The sequence below is a fragment of the Chitinophagales bacterium genome, assembly GCA_019638515.1.
GTDB lineage: Bacteria > Bacteroidota > Bacteroidia > Chitinophagales > LD1 > UBA7692.
Genome location: JAHBTS010000009.1, coordinates 36,310 through 56,016 on the forward strand (window position 1 = coordinate 36,310; position 19,707 = coordinate 56,016).

Below are 19,707 nucleotides of genomic sequence, written 5' to 3' on the forward strand. Positions count from 1 at the left end.
CATTTAAAATTGCTGCACAAAGAAGCAAAAAAACAATTAGCCTGCAATGCACTTATTAGATTGGATTGTTTTAGTAACCACACTCCTTGCCATTATTGTATATGGCATGTATAAAAGCAGTGGCAGTAAAAATATAAGCGACTACTTTTTAGGTAGCAAAGAAATGCCATGGTACTTTGTAATGTTTTCGGTTATTAGCACACAGGCAAGTGCCATTACTTTTATTTCTGCACCAGGGCAAGCTTTTACCGATGGCATGCGGTTTGTACAATTTTACTTTGGAATGCCCATTGCCATGTTGGTTGTAAGTTTCGTGTTTATGCCCATGTTTCGCAAAGCAAATGTTTTTACCGCATATCAGTTTTTAGAAAAAAGGTTCGATGTGAAAACAAGAGCATTCACGGCACTATTGTTTTTATTGCAAAGAGGTCTTTCTGCCGGCTTAACCATTTATGCACCTGCGCTTATCTTAAGTTCTGTTTTGGGTTGGAATATTTGGATAGCCAATTTGGTAATGGGCGGCTTAGTTATTGTGTACACCGTAAGTGGAGGCACCAAAGCCGTTTCGTACACACAGTTTCAGCAAATGCTGGTAATTACTATCGGCATGTTTATTGCTGGTTTTATGGTAGTGAAACTATTGCCCGATGGAGTTGGATTCTTTGATGCCGTAAAAATTGCCGATGCCGTAGGAAATATGAATACCATCACTACCAACTTCAACATGAACGACAAATACAATGTGTGGAGTGGCTTAATTGGCGGCTTCTTTTTATCGCTTGCATATTTCGGCACCGACCAAAGCCAAGTTGGAAGATACCTAACGGGCAAAAGCGAAAGCGAAACACGAAAAGGACTGCTTACTACTGCTTTGGTAAAGATACCTATGCAGTATTCTATTCTGCTTATTGGCGCTTTGTTGGTTGCGTTTTACCACTTCCATAATGCTCCTATTTTTTTTAACGAAACTGCATTGCAAAAAGCAAGGGTTAATGCTTCGCAAGAATTTAATGAATTAGAAAAAAAATACACCGTAATACAAGAAGAAAAAAGAAATACTGCTTTTGCCTATATACAAAGCAATAACCCTCAAGAGCAAACTCAATTAAAAAATTCCCTCCAAGAATTAAAAACAACAGAACAAAAACTCAGAAGCGAAACAAAAGCACTTATTACACAAACAAACCCTTCCAGCGATACTAACGACACCAATTACATATTCCTAAACTTTGTACTCCACTATCTTCCTGCGGGTTTAATTGGCTTGCTCATTGCAGTTATATTTTGTGCATCGTGGAGCAGCACAGCTTCTGAACTAAACGCCTTAGCTTCTACATCCGTAATAGATTTATACAAAAGATTATTAGTAACCGACCGAAACGAGCAGCATTATGTTTTTGTTTCAAAATTACTCACCGTTTTTTGGGGAATCATTGCCATTTTGGTTGCCCAATTTGCCAGTGCACTTGGCAGTATGATTGAAGCTGTAAATGTGCTGGGATCACTGTTTTACGGAACCACATTAGGCGTTTTTGTAGTGGCATTTTTTGTAAAATATATAAAAGGAACTGCCGTATTCTTTGCTGCCATTGTTGCAGAAATTACTGTAATAATTTTGTACCAAAATGAAACTACCGCATTCTTATGGCTCAATATGATTGGATGCTTGCTGGTAGTGTTACTTGGCATGGTATTTCAGTTTGTTTTAAACAAACAAACACCTCCATCTACCTTAAAAAATAGCGCGTAATTCTGCTCTGCCGGAATGCACCACTTTAGCTGTACCTGTTTTCCTGCCATCATATACAAAGGTAAGTAATACCGCAGGTGTAAGCCTATACTCCACCGTGCCATTCCAAACTAAATTATTGCCATTTTGTAAACCTTCTAGCATGGCATATTCCAGTTGCTGATTCCTATAATCTTTATCTGCATAATGCACCAATGAATATGTAAAACGCGCTTCTGCAGCTGCCTTTCCCGAAATATTATACCTCGATTGCAACCCTGCTTGGTGTATGTTTACTATTTGATTTCCCACACTATCTGTGGGATTTATTTTTTGTGCAAAGAGGTAATTTACTGCAATTCTAAATGCCGTTTTGTATTGATATGATAGTTCTGTATTGGTTTGGTTAAAATAAAAACGATAGCGCTGTTGTATATAAAAATCGCTGGTGTTGGCGCGTGTACCATTGGTATATACTGTTTGCACAGTAAGCGACTTAATAAAATTATACCGTGCAGAAACACTCTGTGTTTGTGTTAAGCGTTCCTCGTAACCATTGGTTAATAGAATTTTGCTTTGCAAATAACTAAAGTCAAACTGCAAGCCATACTTGGGATCTAAACGATTAAAGAAAAGCGATGCCCGCGAACTGTGTGTTAAACTAACCAACGAAGGATTGCTAAACGCTACCGGAAACGGATTAAACACATTGGCAACACTTGAACTTTTTGAAGCAAAACTTTTGCGCTGCACTTCTATACTGGCAAAGGCAGAAAACTTTGCAAAAAAGCGAGCTGCCCTACTTGCATTTTTTCCAAGAAGCGTTGCAGGATTTACATTAAGCGTTTGCGTAAAGGATGCCACATTCACAGGAAGCGACTCCGGTGTAACCGTAAAAACTTTTATATAAGTAGTATCCTCTTTAAATGGGGAAACCACAAATTCATCTAATTGTTTTATGCCATCATCGTTTGCATCTTTCCAAATGTAATCGCCAGTATTAGCAGGCGATTGCTGATACGAAACCTGAATTTTCTGCTCCCTCCCATTGCTAATTTCATATAAAGTAGTACTGCGCAAAAAACCTTTTAAAGCTGTAATTGAATAATCTATTCTTCCTAAATAATAGTGGCGATTGTAATTAGTTGCGTGTATAGAATCGCTATTGAATGCGTAGCGGTAAGTTGCCGTCCAGTTGAGCGCTTGATTTTTAAGTGTAGTTATTCTTCCGGTAGTAGAAACCGATTGACCGTAAAAAAAGGGCTTGGCAAAAGCGGTGGAATCTGCACGCTGCTCCATGCGCAACTTAGCTTCTAATGTAAACTGATTGCGCATGGTATCGGGCGATTTTAAATAGATTCCATAATTCTGCCACAGGTACGAATTTGATTGAAGATGCTTGGTGGCTTTATTGGTAATTGAATTTACTTCATGGTCTAAATAAACTCCTACACTAATATTCTTTGCCTTCTTAACTGCATAGCTCAAATCGGCTCTGGGTCTAATAAAGAGTGAATGCTGCAAAGGTGCATCGCTATTCATTACCGAATTTTGAGTACTAAATAAAAAGCCTTTGCCTTGTAGTGTTGCGCCTATAGAATTTTCATAACCACTAAAATTCCCTTGCTGTATATAATTCCTAAAGCGATAGTAGATATTGCCTGCTTTCTCAAATTGATATTGCAAAAATAGATTTCCGTAGTGCTCATCGCGTGGGTTTTCGAATGCAGCAGTATTCCATTCACGATTAAATTCCACCGCCCTAAAACGCTCTACATACTTAAATTTTGCTTGCACAAATTCATAAACAGCATCTATTAAAAGTTGCTCTTTCACACGGCTACTATCGCGCTTGGTAGGCACTATTCCTTTGTAATTTATTCTGGCAGCACCGCCCCTGTTGTCGTCATTATCCAATGCAGAAAGCGTGTTTACATCTCGGTTGCTCAATGCCGCTTCGGTAGAAATAACATGATTGCTATTTATTTTAAAATCGTTTGCAATAGAAAATAACTGCTGCAACTGCGGAGCAGGAAGAAGCACCGCGGGCACATAGCTTCCACGCTTGTAAATAACTCCGGCAACAGTATCGGGCTTTACCCAAGCAAACACCCTGCCATTTGCTGTTGAAGATGCCGGAATATAATCGCCTTTACCTTCACCCACCAAAGAAAAAGTGGCGGTGTAGTAAGCATTTGAACTCGTTTCGTACACCAATACAGAATCAAAGCCAAGCGTATCTTTTAAAGCATACAACACCCGATTGCCATTGGCAGCTACACTATCTAAAGTTGGATACAAAAAATGGGTTACACTATCGCCAATGCTTGAGAGGAAATCCCTCTTCTTATCGTCCAAACTTTCACTCAGGGTTTGCGATTTGCTGTCTTGCTCCGAATAAATATTTATGCGCGTGTTTACATGCTTTGTTTCCCATGCGGCATTGGCAAAAATCACAGAGCGCAGATAATTATTGTTAGTATATTCAAACTCAACCACCACGCGCAAATCGCGTGTAATTATTCGCTTAGGTGTAAATTTTATTTCAGCAGTGTTGTAGTCAATTACATAATCTCTATCTGCACCCCGCTGCATTTTTTTCCCGTTTATGAATACCTCTTCGCTATTGGCAAGAATTACAATGTAGGTTTCGCCATTTGCACCCAGCAATTTATAGGGACCTTGGTTGCCTTCACTCACCTGCAAAACATTACGTGCAAATTTTCCGCGCATAATGCCACCGGCAGCCTGTGCCTCTACATTCCCCCATTTTTTAAAATCGAAAGAACCTTGATACCAGCCACCTTGCGGCTTCTTAGAGTAGCGTAAAAAATAACTGCTTTCGGGATTATACAAATCAAAATCGCCTGCCGTAAGTTTATGATTCCGGTACTTTAACTGAATAAATATTTTATCGAACTCTTGTATTTGCTGTGTATTTCCATCGGGTTGAAAGGGCACATTATTATCGGTAAGAGCAGCCGTTATCTCTAAATCCTTTGCCAATGCTCCACTCAACTGCAAGTTAAACTGCGAGTTAAGCACCACATCTTGGTTGCTACCAAAAGTTAAGCCGCGCGAAAAGGTACCATTGTAATCTAAAGTGCCAAAATCTATAAACTGTTGCGGGCTTTCTAACGGCTTATATTCAAAAGGGTGCATTACAAAGTTCTGCTGCGAAAAACTATAATCTGCATGGCTTTTATGTGCTGCCGCTGCCATGCGCTTAAATGGATAAACCCTATATTTTATGCGCACCTCACCTTGCGGGGCTTTTTTCCAAAGCAAAAGCGATTGAAATGGAAACAATGTATATGCTGAAGTGTCCAACGGCACTCCGTTTTGATATACAAAAAACTGCCCCGGCACTAATGCCATAGAGTCCACCTTTAGCGAATCGCCCTGCACCACAACACTTTTAGTTCGAAGGTTAGAAAGCGATTGTGCCCGCAACGAACACAATACAGCCATACAGCACACCATAAATAGAGCTACCTTCCTAAGCAAAACAACCAATAGTTTCAGCGAATGAAAGTAAATGAATTGAACAAAAGTTTGCTATTACTCTTTTCAATACAAAAAAATCTTGCACTCAAAAAAACTACGTGCAATAATTAAAAAAGCGATTACTGCTGCTCATTGTAAATTATTTCTCATTTTTCATTTCAAAACATTGCAGTTGAAATTTATTGCCAAGTTCTTCATATTGCTTTGGTCTGTATGGGCAGGCTTTGTATTCTTTGGGCTGCTTGCAATTGGCTTTCCTATCATTATTATTCCTGCATTACTTGGCAGCAATTACTTAAAAAAACAAGTATGGCAGGTTTTGCGTTATATCGCAAAACTTATATTGCTGCTGTGGGGCGTACGTGTAGAGATAAAAAACAAACACTTAATTGATGCTACCGGGCAGTATGTATATGTACCCAACCATAGAAGCTATTTAGATGCGCTGGTAGTTGGCTCCAGCATTCCCAACCACATTAAATATTTAGGAAAAGCGGAAGTTTTAAAATGGCCACTTTTGGGATTTATTTTAAAGCATTACCACATTCCGGTACAACGCGATGATGCAGGAAGCCGCAACCTTAGCCTTGCTCAAATGGATGAATTAGTAAAAAGTGGCGTATCGCTCTGCATATTTCCGGAAGGCACTTGCAACACAACTCCCAACTTGCTCAAAAAATTTCACGAAGGCGCTTTTAAAATTGCAATACCCAACCAAATTCCCATAGTGCCAATTACCGTAATTGGAACCGGAGAACTCATGCCCAGAAACGGCTTACTGCTTAAGCCCGGAAAAATAATTATCTATTGGCATGCACCCATTGCCACCACTAATTATACCGCCAACGATACTCCACAACTGGTAGAAAAAGTACAGCAAACACTCTTAGAGGATTTAGTTCGCCATTATCCAAACGGCTATCTCTCCTAAAGCTTACAGTTATTTCATTTATTTGCCGAAAATTTTCTTCATGCGCATTCTATATCTTCTACCCATTTTAACCATTACCGTATTGCTAACTGCTTGTGGAAACGGCAATAACTCCGGTACAAAAAGCACTACCAATCTGCAAGCAAAAGGCGGTGTAAAATACGGAGGGGTTTTTCGCGAAAACGAAACAGAGTATTACCGCTCGCTCTTTCCGCAAAACATTACAGAAGTTGTAGGACATCGCATTACCAACCAAGTATATGAAGGCTTGGTTACACTCAATCAAAAAGATTTAAGTATTGAACCTTCCTTAGCCGAAAGTTGGACGGTAAACGACAGTGCAACCATCTTTACTTTCAAAATTCGCAAAGGCGTTTTCTTCCACCCACACGAATCTTTTGAAGGTGGAAAAGGCCGAGAAGTAACAGCACAAGATTTTGCATACTGCTTAGAATTATTGTGTAAAAAATCTGCTACCAACCAAGGTTTCTGGTTATTCGATGGCGTAGTAAAAGGCGCCAAAAACCATTACGAATCACCTAGCGAAAGCACCTTGGCAGCATTAGGAATAAAAGCCTTAGATGCAACTACACTGCAAATTACTTTAGAAAAACCCTATGCCGGATTTTTGTACCGCCTTGCCATGCCTTTTTGTGCAGTATTTCCAAAAGAATTATACGAAAAGAAAGGTGAAGCCATGCGCGATATTGCAGTAGGCACAGGACCATTTATCATTAAAAAAGTACTGCAAGACGAAGGTGTTTATTTAGCCCGCAACGAAAGCTATTGGAAGAAAGATGAATTTGGAAACAGCCTTCCTTACTTAGACGGCATCAAGTTTTCTTTTATTAAAGAAGAAAAAACCGAAATGCTCGAATTCAGAAAAGGAAATTTAGAAATGAAATACCGTTTACCTTTAGATGCCGTTAATGATATTATAGACGAAAACGGCAACCTAAAAGGCGAATACAAAGCCTTTGAAATACAAAAAGCAACAGAGTTATCATTACAGTATTATGGCTTTTTACACACCCACCCCATTTTCTCCAACCTACATGTACGCAAAGCATTTTGCTACGCAATAGACAGAAAAAAAATAGTGGATTATACCGTAAAGGGCGAAGGCATTCCTGCGTTTAACGGTATAGTACCGCTCGGCATGAACGGATACAACAACGAAGCCGTAAAAGGCTTTACCTTCGACCCTGCCAAAGCCAAAGAAGAGCTAAAACTTGCAGGCTTCGAAAACGGTAAAAATTTCCCGAAAATAACCTTGCAAATAAACAGCGGAGGAGGCCGAAACGAAAAAGTAGCAGAAGCAATTACAGCCATGCTTAAAGAAAATTTGAATGTTGAAGTTGTAATTACCCAACTCCCTTTTGCGCAACACTTAGAAAATTATGAAACCGGAAAAGCTGCCTTTTGGCGTGCAGGTTGGGTGGCAGATTACCCCGATCCCGAAAACTTTCTTACACTCTGCTATGGAAAACACGTACCTGCCAAGCCAACCGAAAAAGCATACCTAAACGCATATCGCTATAAGAATGCAGCATACGATAAATTATTTGAAGAAGCATTGGCAACCACCAATTTCGAAAAACGTAATCAGCTTTACGAACAGTTAGACCAAATAGCCATAAACGATGCCGTAATGCTTCCAATTTATTACACCATCAACCGAAGACTTATTCAACCTTATGTGAAAAATTTTCCCGTAAATGGAATGGAATACCGCAACTATCGCGAAGTATGGTTCGATAAAAAATAATTAAACTGCAAGCAATTACCATTCGTATTCATTACCATGCCGGGCATCAGACTCTTTTTCTTAAAGCAAATACTGAAAAATGTAAAGCGCAAAGCCAAATACCACAACCTGCGTGGCGCTAGAATTGGCTTTACCAAAATGGTGCGTCCTTTTAACCAACCACTACCCAACTTCACTTACCAGGCAATAGAAGTTTCAGGTATGAAAAGCGAATGGATTCAATACAAACAATGCCATGCCGAAAAGGTAACACTATACTTTCACGGAGGCGGCTACGCCACAGGAGGCATAGAAACCCACCGCTCCCTTTGCTCGCAGCTAAGCAAATTTTCGGGTACAAAATTGCTCTTAATTGAATACCGCTTAGCTCCGGAAAACACATACCCCGCACCTATAGAAGATGCCGTAGCTGCCTATAAATGGCTACTAGAAAATAACTACAAAGCAGAAAACATAGCCTTTGCGGGCGATTCTGCCGGAGGCGGTATTACCATTGGCACACTTACTTATTTGCGCAACCACCAACTACCATTGCCAGCTTGTGCAGTTACTTTTTCGCCCTGGCTCGACCATACTTTCAGCGGCAATTCCTACCAAACAAAAAGAAACATAGATCCAATGCTTATTTTTGAAGGATTTGAATTGTGGAGCAAAGCCTACTTAGGCAATGCAACCCCCGATGCGCCTTATGCCTCGCCCATTTTGCATTCTTTAGAAAAACTACCACCATTGCTAATACAAGTTGGCACCGATGAAATGCTTTTAGACGATTCTATTCGCCTTGCAGAAAAAGCAAAAGCAGCAGGCTCGGATGTTACTCTAGAAATTTTTGATAAGCACTTTCATGTGTTTAATGCCTTTTGGAGAATTTTACCCAAAGCGCGCCAAGCCAATAAAAATGCAGGTGCATTTATTGCAAAATGGCTATGTGTGAATAGATAAAACAAGCGTCTTATATCTGCATCTATTCTCCATTAAAATTCAATAATAAGTTGGCAATAAATTAATCGTTTATATCAAGCTCCCATATACAAGTAACAAAGTACTTTGTATCCTCAATATAATCGCTATTGTTAGCTCTCTTTTTAAGTGCTACAGAAAGTCTGTCGCCTGCGCTAAACGAAAATCCTGAAGTTGGTAATGTAATTGTTTGTTGCCCTCCTTCATTTAATGAAATCAGAGTAGTGTTGTCTCTATCGCTTCCGTTTACATTCAAGCTAAATACTGCTTTTATATCCGGATTAGAACCTCCGTCTTCTGCTACGCGCACCAATACTTTTGCTAATCTGCCACCATATGGCACCAACCATTGCTGTTGAATACCGGGTGTGCAGTTTTTACAATCGTCTTCAGATTCGCCACCGGCAGCCGGCAGCACTATTTTATCAACTGCCCAACCAGGACTACACCAACCACCGGCACCTACATTAACATTATGGTAGGTAATATGTTTTTCTTTCCCTCCGCCTACTGTAAGCAAGCCATTGGCATCGGCATAAATAGGGCGGCTACCTGTACCTGAAAGGTTATTTATTCTCACCGTTCCATTATGGTTTAAGCGTAATCCTTGCGTGCCGCCTGCAAATAAATCTACACCATAAAATCCTGAAACATAAACGTTGCCATCGTTGTATCCACTGCCATCATTATACTTGTGAAATCCTACTGCGTAATGGTTTAAATACTCACCATCATAAAGAAAATCATCGCCTGCTTTAAGTATGAGTGCAGGGCTGCTGTTATCTACATTAGTTGCAAATGGTATGCGTATAGAGCCGTTTACATCTACCCGAACACCTGCGGTTGCGGTTGTTCCAATTCCTATATTGGTTCCGTCATCATAAATACTACCACAAGTTGCAGCTGTACCATTGCTGCGCAATACATAATTTGGATTGGTACAACCAACAGGCCCTGTTGCACCTTGCGGCCCCGTAATACCTTGTGGACCTTGATTGCCGGTATCGCCTTTATCACCCTTATCACCTTTGCTTCCGGTAGGTCCTATTGGCCCTGTGCTTATACCATCGCCAATTGCTTTCCATTGTGTACCATCCCAAAATTCAACACGGTTTTCATCTGTATCAAATACCAATAAACCTTTGTTGACGGCAACTAAGGAACTTCCTAAAGTGTTCTTTGCCATTGTAGTTAACCGCGGAATATAAAAGCCTTTATTGCTGGCATCAGTACTAAATACTGCTTTAGCAGTATCGGCAGAGGGTGTACCTGCCACAAAACCGCGAGTACCGATTACTATTTCTCTCGCCTTAATATTGCCTGCCACATCTAATTTTTCCTCGGGATTAGAATTTCCAATCCCTACTCTTCCGCTTTGTGAATAAACAACAGATAATAATGCTACTGCTGCAATGGTTAGAACATCACGTTTCTTCATCATAATACCGTATCCCTTTAATTTTGGGGCGGCAATGATAGCTAGCTAACTTATCTTATCTATTCTTGTTTTACTTTCAAGAATGAGATGTTTACAATCTTTTAGCAGAAGCGTTTTAACTACCAGCTTAAGTCGTCATCAGAAAATGAAAAAGATGTTTTTGGACGGTCTTCTTTTTCCACATCCTTCTTAGTTTCATTTTTAGGTGCGGCACCTTTTCTATCTAGGTAATCTACGTTTTTATTTTCGCGTTTTTTCTTTTCTGGCGGAGCAGATGAGAATTCTTTCTTTTTAAAATTCCCCTCTTTTTTAAATCCACTTTTCTCGCTTCTTCTTTTCTCGAATCCACCTTCGCTTCTGCCACCACTAAAACCGCCATCGCGTTCTTTAGCTCGTGTAATAAGCGGCTTCTTGCTGCGCTTGTTTTTTTCAAATACCGCCAGCAATTGCTCTGCTTCTAAAAATGGTACATTTATAAAAGAGAATTTATCGAATACTTGAACATCCTTAATTTGTGTTGCTTCTATACCGCTCTCGCGTGAAAGAAAGTCTACCAATGCTTTTGGATTCATGCCATCGAGTTTTCCTTTGGCAACAAACAAGCGTGTAATACCTTTCATATCTACACTGCTATTAAACTGCTGCAAGTCGCGGTAGTTGTCTTCTTTTAAATCATCGCCAAAATTATATTGCAACAATGCGGCAACTAATTGTTGTGCATCTGCACCTTCGTTCATAAGTTCACCTGCGAGTTCTATATAGCTTTCGAAATTGCCTTCATTGAGCAATGCGCGCAGTTCACTTTTCAACTTCTCTTTCTTGGTTTCTATTACTTGCTTGGCATCGGGCAAGGTTTCTTTCTTAATTTTTGCATTGGCTATTTTTTGAATAAACAGCAGGCTGCGCAATTCTTTAGGAGAAATAAAAGTAATGGCAGTTCCTTCTTTTCCTGCTCTTCCGGTTCTTCCAATTCTATGCACATACGCTTCTGGATCTTGTGGCAAATGGAAATTCACTACGTGTGTAAGATCGTTTACATCTATACCTCTTGCTGCCACATCTGTAGCTACCAACACTCTTGTTTTTTTTGCTTTAAAGGCGCGTAAAACTTTTTCGCGTTGTGCTTGTGTAATATCGCCATGTATTGGTTCGGCATCGTAACCTCTATCTCCTAATCTGCGGGCTACATCATCTGTTTCTACTTTGGTACGGCAAAATACTATACCGTAGAAACTTGGCTCTACATCAATAATTCTGCAAAGAGCATCGAATCTTTCGCTATCTTTTACTTCAAAATAGATTTGTTCTGTAAGTGGTGTGGTGAGCTGTTCTTTTTTCACTTCTACCACATCATACTCTTTCATGTAGCGCTTTGCCAATTTTAAAATTTCGGGTGGCATAGTTGCGCTAAACAGTAGCATTCTACGGCTTTGCGGCACCGATTTTAGAATTTCTTCTACTTCTTCTTGAAAGCCCATATTAAGCATTTCATCGGCTTCGTCTAACACTACATGGGTTACATTTGAAAGATCGAGTGTACCTTTGTCTATATGATCGCGAATTCTGCCCGGAGTGCCTACTACAATTTGAGTTCCGCGTTTTAAACCGCGTATTTGCAACTCATAACTTTGCCCTCCGTAAACCGGCAATACAAATAGTTTTTTACCGCCTCTGAACGAGTTTATTTCTTCGGCTACTTGAATTGCCAACTCGCGCGTAGGGGCTAAAATAAGTGATTGAACTTTTTTGTTGTTGTCGTCTAACAGTTCAATGAGCGGCAAGCCGAAAGCGGCTGTTTTACCTGTTCCTGTTTGTGCTTGCCCAACTATGTCGCGCGCACCACTAATAAGCAAAGGAATAGTTTGTTTTTGAATTGGCGTAGGTTCTTCAAAACCTTTCTTTGCCAAGGCTTCGAGCGTAGTTTCGCTCAAACCGAGTTCTCTGAATTTTTCCATAAATAATATAAGTAAATAATTTTTAGGCTCTCTAAAACAAAACACTACCGATGCTTGCAATGCAAGCTGCTATTGTCGAAAAGATGCAAAGCAAACTGAGCCTTTCATCTTCGCTGCCCGGTGCGCTTTGGGAACCCTTTTGCGGCTGAATTTTGCTATTTAAGCAAGCCGCTTTTGGTGTTATGCTTTTTTAAGCCGCGGCAAAAGTAGTAGAATTTTCCACACTTTCATATAAAATATTATGTTATGGGTTGTTCGCTGTGCTTTTGTAGTTCAAATAGGGTTTGGTAAATGCCGCTTTTTTGGAGTAATTCTTCGTGTGTACCCATTTCGGCAATTTGCCCATCGTTCAACACAATTATTTTATTGAACTGCATAAACGAGAATATTCTGTGCGTAATTACTATGGTGGTTTTCCCTTTAATTGATTGGCTCAATTCCTGCTGAATTGCTTTTTCGGTTGCTACATCTACGGCACTCAGGCAATCGTCTAGAATAAGCATGCAGGGTTGCTTAATCAGCGCTCTTGCTATGCTAATTCGCTGCTTTTGTCCTCCACTTAAGGTAACGCCTCTTTCGCCAAGTATGGTTTGGTATTGCTGAGGGAAACGTTCTATTTCTTCGTGTACCGAAGCGCGTTTAGCAAATAGTTTCACATCTTCTACATTGGTTTCCTTCATACCAAATGCAATATTTTCTTCTACGGTTTCCGAAAACAGAAAAACATCTTGCGGCACATAACCTATTTGGGCTCTTAAATTGCCGGTATTCCATGCGCGTATGTCTTCTCCATCTATCTTAATACTTCCTGAAGACACATCGTACATACGCATTATTAACTCGGCAATGGTGGTTTTCCCTGAACCAGTTTTTCCAATAATTGCCCACTGCTCGCCTGCCGGAATGGAGAATGATATATTTTTTATGGCGGTTACACCTGTTTCGGGATAGGTAAAAGTTACACCTTCAAAATCTACACCTCCCTTCATGTGGTGTGTTTGGGCAGTACTATTTACAATGGTTGGTTGTATTGCAAAAAAGTCGTTGATTCTTTTCATAGATGCAGCTGCCCGCTGAATGAGCGAAGCTACCCAACCCAGTGAACTTACGGGCCACATGAGCATATTCATATAAATCAAAAATTCGGCAATGTTACCCGCAGTTACCGCACCGCTGCCCACTTTTATTCCACCTGCATAAATGGTGATAATAAGGCTTGTGCCAATAAGCAAATTCATAGCAGGGAAATAGATGGCATCTATTTTTGCCAATTTTAAATTTTTCTCTTTGTAACTGTTGCTTTCTTGTTCAAAATAATGAAGCATAGCTTCTTCTCTTGCATAAGCTTGCACCACTCGAATACCCGAATAATTTTCCTGCGCTTGCGATGTTAAATCCGATAGTTGCTCTTGAATTACGGTGCTACTTTTTTCAATCTTGTTGTTTACATAATAGATTACAAACGATAGAATAGGCAAGGGAATAAGCACCAGCAATGTGAGTTCTACGTTTATATTCAACATGGCCCACACCGCAAAAGCTATGGTAAAAAACAGGTTTACCGAATACATAATTGCGGGTCCTACATACATGCGCACCCTGCTTACATCTTCTGTAATTCTATTCATTAAATCGCCTGTGCTATTGGTGCGGTAAAATGAGGTGTCTAAACTCTGATAGTGCTGATACAAATCATTCTTTAAATCGAATTCTATATAGCGGCTTACCACAATAATAGTTTGGCGCATTAAAAAAGTGAATATCCCTTCTAACAGTGCCACTCCAATATAAATGATGAAGAAGGCAAACAGGCTTTTGCCAAGTTCGCTTTCTAAAGCAGATTGCAACACATTGTTGCCCGGCACTACATTGCTTAAAAATGCTACTACTTCATCTACTGCTTTACCAATAATTCTTGGATTGTAGGTTCTAAAAGCATTAGACAGTACTACAAATAGAATACCCGCAAACACTCTAAGTTTATGCCGCGCAAAGTATCTGTTAAGTGTAAAGAGGTGTTTCAAAACAAGTGCAAGAATAAATCAATTCTGCGGGTTCAATAGCTAGAAAATGTTAGCGCCACACTGAAATTGCAGCTGCCCGTTTCTATCATTTTTTCTGCTACTACACATTCAGGTAACGCATAAAGGAATCGTAGCGTTCCTTTAAATCTTCGGTATATTCAGTTTCTTGGTGCACTGCTTTTACTAGAATCCCGTGCCTTTCAAAAGCTGCTACTAAAGCAGAAAGGTTGGCAGAATTCAATTTAAGGGTAACTTCGGCTACCGCTACTTCGGCACGTATGTTGGTAAAGCAACTTAAAATTTGCAGTTCGTTGCTTTCTACAATTCTAGCAATTTCATACAGCGAATAATTTCGCAATGGCATTTCTAATTCAATTATGCTCCCTTCGTGTTGCAAAGAACTAAAGGTGTTTAATCCTTTCAGCAATTCTTCGGCCGTAATTAAACCTACATAGTTTTCTTCTTCATCTAATACCGGAATTGTACCAATATTCAATTTATTGCTCAGCCTTACTACTTCCAAAATATGGGCATACTCAAACACAAATGGATGGGCAAACGAAGTTTTGTATTCTGCCAGTGGCAACTCAAAATCTCCGGCATTTATTACATCTTCCATTGAAATTAAGTTCAACAACTTACCATCGTGCACAATCGGCAATTGGTGTACTGCAAACTCGTGCATCCACTGTAGTGCCTTTTCGCCATTATCGCTCTTGCGAAGTGGCGGTACTGTTTCCGAAATTAAATTTTTGGCAAGCATAACGGTGGCTTTAGTTTCCTTTACGTATTGAATTTACTTATGTTACCAAGACTGTATATTCAATAAAAGGTTGAAAAGCTATTGTAAATTTTTTGTCAGAAATTTTTGAGTAAGCTCATTAAACTCTTTTGGACGTTCCATCATGGCTGCATGTCCGCAGTGCTCGATGAAGTGCATTTCTGAATTTGGCAGTATTTTATGAAACTCTTCTGCCACAAATGGAGGCGTAATAGAATCGCTACTTCCCCAAATTAAATTTACCGGACAGGTTATATTAGGCACATCTTCGCGTAAGTTGTGGCGTACTGCACTTTTGGCAATAAGCACCACACGCAATGCCTTATTTCTATCGTTTACAATATCAAAAACTTCATCTACTAACTCTTTGGTAGCCACTTTGGGATCGTAGAATGTTTCCTCCGTTTTTTTCTTCACAAACTCATAATCGCCTTTGCGCGGATAAGTATCGCCTAAAGAATTTTCAAATAAACCTGAACTTCCTGTAAGTGTGATGGTTCTTACATCATCAGGATTTTGCAACGCATAAATAAGCGATATATGGCCGCCCAGCGAATTGCCAACTAAGTTTAAATTTTTAAAGCCCTTTAGCTCTACAAACTCCTTTACATGATTTACCATTCCTTGAACGGTAGAATTTTCTAATTCTAATTCATACAACGGTAAAATTGGGATTACAACTTTGTAATTGGGCGAAAAATATCTGATTACATCGGCAAAATTGCTTAATGCACCAAAAAGTCCGTGAAGCAATAAAATAACTTCGCCAGACCCTTCTTCGCAATAACGAAACTTGCCTTCATGCTTTATATTAAAACTCATGTTAAATCTATGGGTGTAAAATTATCTTTTTTGCTTACAAAACAAATTGCATTGAAAAACAAGCACCCGTTTATACCCCAAATTACTGATCCATTTTTACAATTTTATGAATTGTACGCTTGCCGCTAAAGTCTAGCACCAGCAAATACGCCCCTGCACTCCAAGTGCTACTTTCTTCTATGGGAAGCAATTGTACATCATTTGCAAATACCGATAAAGAAGCCTTAAATACTACTTTGCCCGACAAATCTGCAATACTTACTTTGGCTTCGCCTGCTACTTCTGTTTTTACAAAAACTGATATTGCATTATTAAATGGATTGGGGAATGCCACTATTCTTTTATCTGTATGCAGCAACTCCTTCTTTGCAGTTGTATTTAAAAATGCTTTGTAGAAATTAGGAATACCGTAACCATAATCGTTGTTGGGCGAACTATAAAGATGTGCGCTTTCCACAATTAGCGTCTTCAATTCTGCTGCAGAAAGTGTAGAATCGGCCTGCCATAAACATGCTGCTGCGCCTGCAATTATAGGGCAAGCAAATGAGGTTCCTCCGCTTACAGATGGCCTTCCAACCACATCTAATACCATTACATTTGCACCTTGTGCACACACATCGGGCTTTATGGCACCCGAAGCACTTGGCCCTCGGCTACTAAATGCCCCAATTACTCCACTTGCATTTACAGCCCCAACAGCTAATACATCTTTTCCATCGGCCGGCACGGTAATAAACCTCCACGATTTTTCGCCCTCATTTCCTGCGCTGTTTACCACCAACACGCCTTTAGAAAAAGCAGTATTTGCCGCTTGCGTAATTACCGATTTATCTCCCGTTAAATCAAAATAAGTATGGTTGGCAAAACCATCATTAAAAGTATTATAGCCCAGTGAAGTTGAAAGTATATCAGCCCCCAAACTATCTGCTTTTTCGGCAGCTTCAGCCCAATGAAACTCTTCCAGAATAGTTTCAGATTGGTTGTCTTCCGTTTTAAACAATGCAAAATTTGCCTCTGTGGCTGTACCTACATACACACCTTTGTTCTTTGCTGCAATACACGAAAGCACACTGGTGCCATGCGAACCTTCTGTGAAAATATCGGTATTTCGCTTTACATAATTTGCGGTATAAACAACTCTGTTTTCATTAAACAAATGGCGAAAAGCACTAATGGTATCCACATTTTGAAATCCATTATCGAATACGGCAATTAAGATATTCTGCCCCTGAAAACCTGCTTCGTGAAGGCGATTTAGGTGTAGCATTTGCACTTGGCTAAAACTTTTTCCATAAGTATTCCCTACATCTGCATTGTCGGCAGCCTCTTTAAATTGAAGTGCCAATTTATCGCTCTCCTTTTTTTCTGCTACTGGTGTAACATCCAATTTCTGAATTTTTGCTACAAAATTCATATTGCGTATTTGCGGCAGTTTAGAGGAATCGCTCAACACAATTGTAACTGCATTAAACCATTTAAGCGTATGTATCACACTATCGGCAACTTGTGCCACTGCTTGCTTATATGGTTCATACACCGGATAGTCATTTTCTGAAATTGCAATACCTTGTTTGGTTCTTCGCTCAATTGCTTTTGCAGAAAGGAAACTTGTAGCCGGCAAAAAGAGGTTTGATGATTTAGAATTAAACTGTACCCAATATACCTGCTGAATTTGTGCATAACCAACTCCTTGCCAAAAACAAAAAAGATACGCAACAATAATTACTCTTACAAAGGCATTTTTCATTCTGTTATAGCTTCATTCATATCTATAAAAAACTAACGAGGAGCGTAATCTGCCACACGCATCCGTATTCTAAATCCATTGGAATTTAATGGATTATCCCAGTTAGAAAGTACATCCTGTTTTTCAATAAAATCCCACTCCTTGTACACAATTCCTACACCTTTGGCATACACCTCTCTGCTCAATTGGTTGCTTATTAAATTATCGTCATCGGTATCTACATGTGTAACTAAAAGTGTTTTTGAAAAATTGAAACTGCCAATGGTTTGGGGCACTCCAACACCTGTCATCTTAAAATTCCAACCTTCTAAATATTCATACTGTCCTGTTTTTGGAATAAAAACGGTGCCATTCCATGTTTTGCCCTCGTGTGGTGGAAATGTAAGCTTCACAAATTTAAGGTCATCTTCCTGCCGCTGAAAATTGGTAACGGTACGCGTTGCCCACCAAACTCTATCTTGCTGCCAAGCATCGTCTTTATTTTTGCGTTTATAGTATTCAATTCTATATTTTAAAATACCTTGTAAAGTATCGTAAAAATCTCCGGCATATAATTCCATTAGTTGATAATGTGCCGTATCGTTTTTTTGAATATAGCCACCGCCATTTCCTGTTTTTTGAGCCGAATAGCGAATAGAATCTACATCGTAAATAATGTAATGCCCCGAATCGGTTGGATTGTAATCGTACTCATAATCTACGTTGTAATTATCACTTTTATCTTTACAACCATGCAACCCAACGCTTATTGCTGCCATTAAAAAAAATGCTCTAACCCAAAAAGAAAAACTTTTCATACTCGCATAACTTTACGCAACAGTAAAGATGCTCTTTTATTAAATTGGTTGGAAAGAAGTTTTGCGCCCCGTAATGTTGAGAATTAAAAAAATACAATATAACATGAATAGACAAGGTACTCCTTGCCTATTCAAACAACTATTTGCGAAACAAGGTAGTACCATTTCCCTATAAAATATAAATCGCAGTTGAACTAAAGCTAATTTTTATTTTCGCGCTTCGTTTTTATCACTTTAAGAAAGAATTTACCATGAGTACACCAATTAGAGAGTTTATGCAGAAACACTATCTGCATTTTAATGCAGCAGCAATGGTGGATGCTGCCAAAGGATATGAAGCACACTTAGCCGAAGGCGGCAAAATGATGATAACACTTGCAGGTGCTATGAGTACTGCCGAACTTGGCATTTCGCTGGCCGAAATGATTCGTCAAGGAAAAGTAGATATCATCTCGTGCACCGGAGCCAATTTAGAAGAAGACTTAATGAATTTGGTGGCTCACGACCACTACAAACGCGTACCTAACTACCGCGATTTAAGCCCGCAAGAAGAGTGGGATTTACTCGAAAACCACTACAACCGCGTAACCGACACCTGCATTCCGGAAGAAGAGGCTTTCCGAAGACTTCAAAAGCATATACATGCTATATGGAAAGATGCTGATAGCAAAGGCGAGCGCCACTTTCCGCATGAGTTTATGTACAAATTACTTTTAAGCGGAGTATTGGAGCAATACTACCAAATTGATCCAAAAAACAGTTGGATGTTAGCAGCCGCAGAAAAAAATATTCCAATTGTGGTTCCCGGTTGGGAAGACAGCACTATGGGTAATATTTTTGCTTCATACTGCATAAAAGGAGAACTAAAACCAACCACCGTTCGCGGAGGAATTGAATACATGATGGAACTGAGCGACTGGTATCGCAAAAACAGTTCCGGCAAAGGCGTAGGCTTTTTCCAAATTGGTGGAGGCATTGCCGGAGATTTTCCAATTTGTGTGGTGCCAATGATGTATCAAGATTTAGAATGGCACGATGTTCCTTTCTGGAACTATTTTTGCCAAATTTCAGACTCTACCACTTCGTACGGCTCATATTCCGGAGCTGTGCCAAACGAAAAAATCACTTGGGGTAAATTAGATATTCACACACCTAAGTTTATCATTGAAAGCGATGCAACCATTGTGGCTCCGCTTATTTTCGGCTGGGTGCTTGGCTGGTAATTTTCATAAACAATAAAATGTACAA

The 19,707-nt window shown here is 39.6% G+C and carries 13 protein-coding genes; 5 read left to right on the forward strand and 8 right to left on the reverse strand.

Translation table 11 applies throughout. From position 1 onward, the window contains the following. Window positions 1-46 precede the first annotated feature (46 nt). Entirely contained in the window at window positions 47-1,750 is a 1,704-nt protein-coding gene (locus tag KF872_12305; protein ID MBX2904321.1) for a sodium:solute symporter, read from the forward strand. Here KF872_12305 and KF872_12310 read toward each other — a convergent pair. Next, entirely contained in the window at window positions 1,733-5,200 is a 3,468-nt protein-coding gene (locus KF872_12310; GenBank protein MBX2904322.1) for a hypothetical protein, read from the reverse strand. The genes KF872_12305 and KF872_12310 overlap by 18 nt on opposite strands. A gap of 202 nt (window positions 5,201-5,402) precedes the next feature. Between KF872_12310 and KF872_12315 the strand changes: the two genes are divergently transcribed. From KF872_12315 to KF872_12325, 3 genes are read left to right on the forward strand one after another with little or no spacing between them, the layout of a single operon-like run. Next, window positions 5,403-6,167 carry a 1-acyl-sn-glycerol-3-phosphate acyltransferase gene (locus tag KF872_12315; protein ID MBX2904323.1) on the forward strand — a complete coding sequence of 255 codons (765 nt, stop codon included), beginning with the start codon at window positions 5,403-5,405 and terminating at the stop codon, window positions 6,165-6,167. A 40-nt stretch (window positions 6,168-6,207) separates the two neighbouring features. Next, window positions 6,208-7,935, forward strand: coding sequence for an ABC transporter substrate-binding protein (locus KF872_12320; GenBank protein MBX2904324.1), 1,728 nt, complete (start codon window positions 6,208-6,210; stop codon window positions 7,933-7,935). 36 nt (window positions 7,936-7,971) lie between these two features. Further along, window positions 7,972-8,877 carry an alpha/beta hydrolase gene (locus KF872_12325; GenBank protein ID MBX2904325.1) on the forward strand — a complete coding sequence of 302 codons (906 nt, stop codon included), beginning with the start codon at window positions 7,972-7,974 and terminating at the stop codon, window positions 8,875-8,877. A 61-nt stretch (window positions 8,878-8,938) separates the two neighbouring features. On the opposite strand, the gene KF872_12330 is transcribed toward KF872_12325, so the two are convergent. The 7 genes from KF872_12330 to KF872_12360 form a co-directional block, all read right to left on the reverse strand. Next, window positions 8,939-10,336: a collagen-like protein gene (locus KF872_12330; GenBank protein ID MBX2904326.1), complete on the reverse strand. Its 1,398-nt coding sequence runs from the start codon at window positions 10,334-10,336 to the stop codon at window positions 8,939-8,941. A gap of 116 nt (window positions 10,337-10,452) precedes the next feature. Further along, window positions 10,453-12,288, reverse strand: a complete 1,836-nt coding sequence (locus KF872_12335) for a DEAD/DEAH box helicase (GenBank protein MBX2904327.1) — start codon at window positions 12,286-12,288, stop codon at window positions 10,453-10,455. 239 nt (window positions 12,289-12,527) lie between these two features. After that, window positions 12,528-14,312, reverse strand: coding sequence for an ABC transporter ATP-binding protein (locus tag KF872_12340; GenBank protein MBX2904328.1), 1,785 nt, complete (start codon window positions 14,310-14,312; stop codon window positions 12,528-12,530). A 100-nt stretch (window positions 14,313-14,412) separates the two neighbouring features. Continuing rightward, window positions 14,413-15,075, reverse strand: coding sequence for a CBS domain-containing protein (locus KF872_12345; GenBank protein ID MBX2904329.1), 663 nt, complete (start codon window positions 15,073-15,075; stop codon window positions 14,413-14,415). A 78-nt stretch (window positions 15,076-15,153) separates the two neighbouring features. After that, a complete protein-coding gene (locus tag KF872_12350; GenBank protein MBX2904330.1) occupies window positions 15,154-15,915 on the reverse strand; it encodes an alpha/beta hydrolase in 762 nt (253 codons plus the stop codon). Between the two features lie 82 nt (window positions 15,916-15,997). Next, the gene (locus tag KF872_12355) at window positions 15,998-17,662 is read right to left on the reverse strand and encodes a S8 family peptidase (protein ID MBX2904331.1); all 1,665 of its coding nucleotides are present in this window, start codon (window positions 17,660-17,662) and stop codon (window positions 15,998-16,000) included. 32 nt (window positions 17,663-17,694) lie between these two features. Next, window positions 17,695-18,420, reverse strand: a complete 726-nt coding sequence (locus KF872_12360; GenBank protein ID MBX2904332.1) for a hypothetical protein — start codon at window positions 18,418-18,420, stop codon at window positions 17,695-17,697. Between the two features lie 290 nt (window positions 18,421-18,710). Between KF872_12360 and KF872_12365 the strand changes: the two genes are divergently transcribed. Further along, window positions 18,711-19,682, forward strand: a complete 972-nt coding sequence (locus KF872_12365; GenBank protein MBX2904333.1) for a deoxyhypusine synthase family protein — start codon at window positions 18,711-18,713, stop codon at window positions 19,680-19,682. The last annotated feature ends 25 nt before the right edge of the window (window positions 19,683-19,707 follow it).

What these genes read in the sequence shown, in the direction of transcription:
- KF872_12365 (MBX2904333.1), top strand. Translation starts at nt 18,711, where the DNA reads ATGAGTACACCAATTAGAGAGTTTATGCAGAAACACTATCTGCATTTT.
- KF872_12350 (MBX2904330.1), bottom strand. Translation starts at nt 15,915, where the DNA reads ATGAGTTTTAATATAAAGCATGAAGGCAAGTTTCGTTATTGCGAAGAA.
- KF872_12345 (MBX2904329.1), bottom strand. Translation starts at nt 15,075, where the DNA reads ATGCTTGCCAAAAATTTAATTTCGGAAACAGTACCGCCACTTCGCAAG.
- KF872_12330 (MBX2904326.1), bottom strand. Translation starts at nt 10,336, where the DNA reads ATGATGAAGAAACGTGATGTTCTAACCATTGCAGCAGTAGCATTATTA.
- KF872_12320 (MBX2904324.1), top strand. Translation starts at nt 6,208, where the DNA reads ATGCGCATTCTATATCTTCTACCCATTTTAACCATTACCGTATTGCTA.
- KF872_12325 (MBX2904325.1), top strand. Translation starts at nt 7,972, where the DNA reads ATGCCGGGCATCAGACTCTTTTTCTTAAAGCAAATACTGAAAAATGTA.
- KF872_12305 (MBX2904321.1), top strand. Translation starts at nt 47, where the DNA reads ATGCACTTATTAGATTGGATTGTTTTAGTAACCACACTCCTTGCCATT.
- KF872_12360 (MBX2904332.1), bottom strand. Translation starts at nt 18,420, where the DNA reads ATGGCAGCAATAAGCGTTGGGTTGCATGGTTGTAAAGATAAAAGTGAT.
- KF872_12335 (MBX2904327.1), bottom strand. Translation starts at nt 12,288, where the DNA reads ATGGAAAAATTCAGAGAACTCGGTTTGAGCGAAACTACGCTCGAAGCC.
- KF872_12355 (MBX2904331.1), bottom strand. Translation starts at nt 17,662, where the DNA reads ATGAAAAATGCCTTTGTAAGAGTAATTATTGTTGCGTATCTTTTTTGT.
- KF872_12310 (MBX2904322.1), bottom strand. Translation starts at nt 5,200, where the DNA reads ATGGCTGTATTGTGTTCGTTGCGGGCACAATCGCTTTCTAACCTTCGA.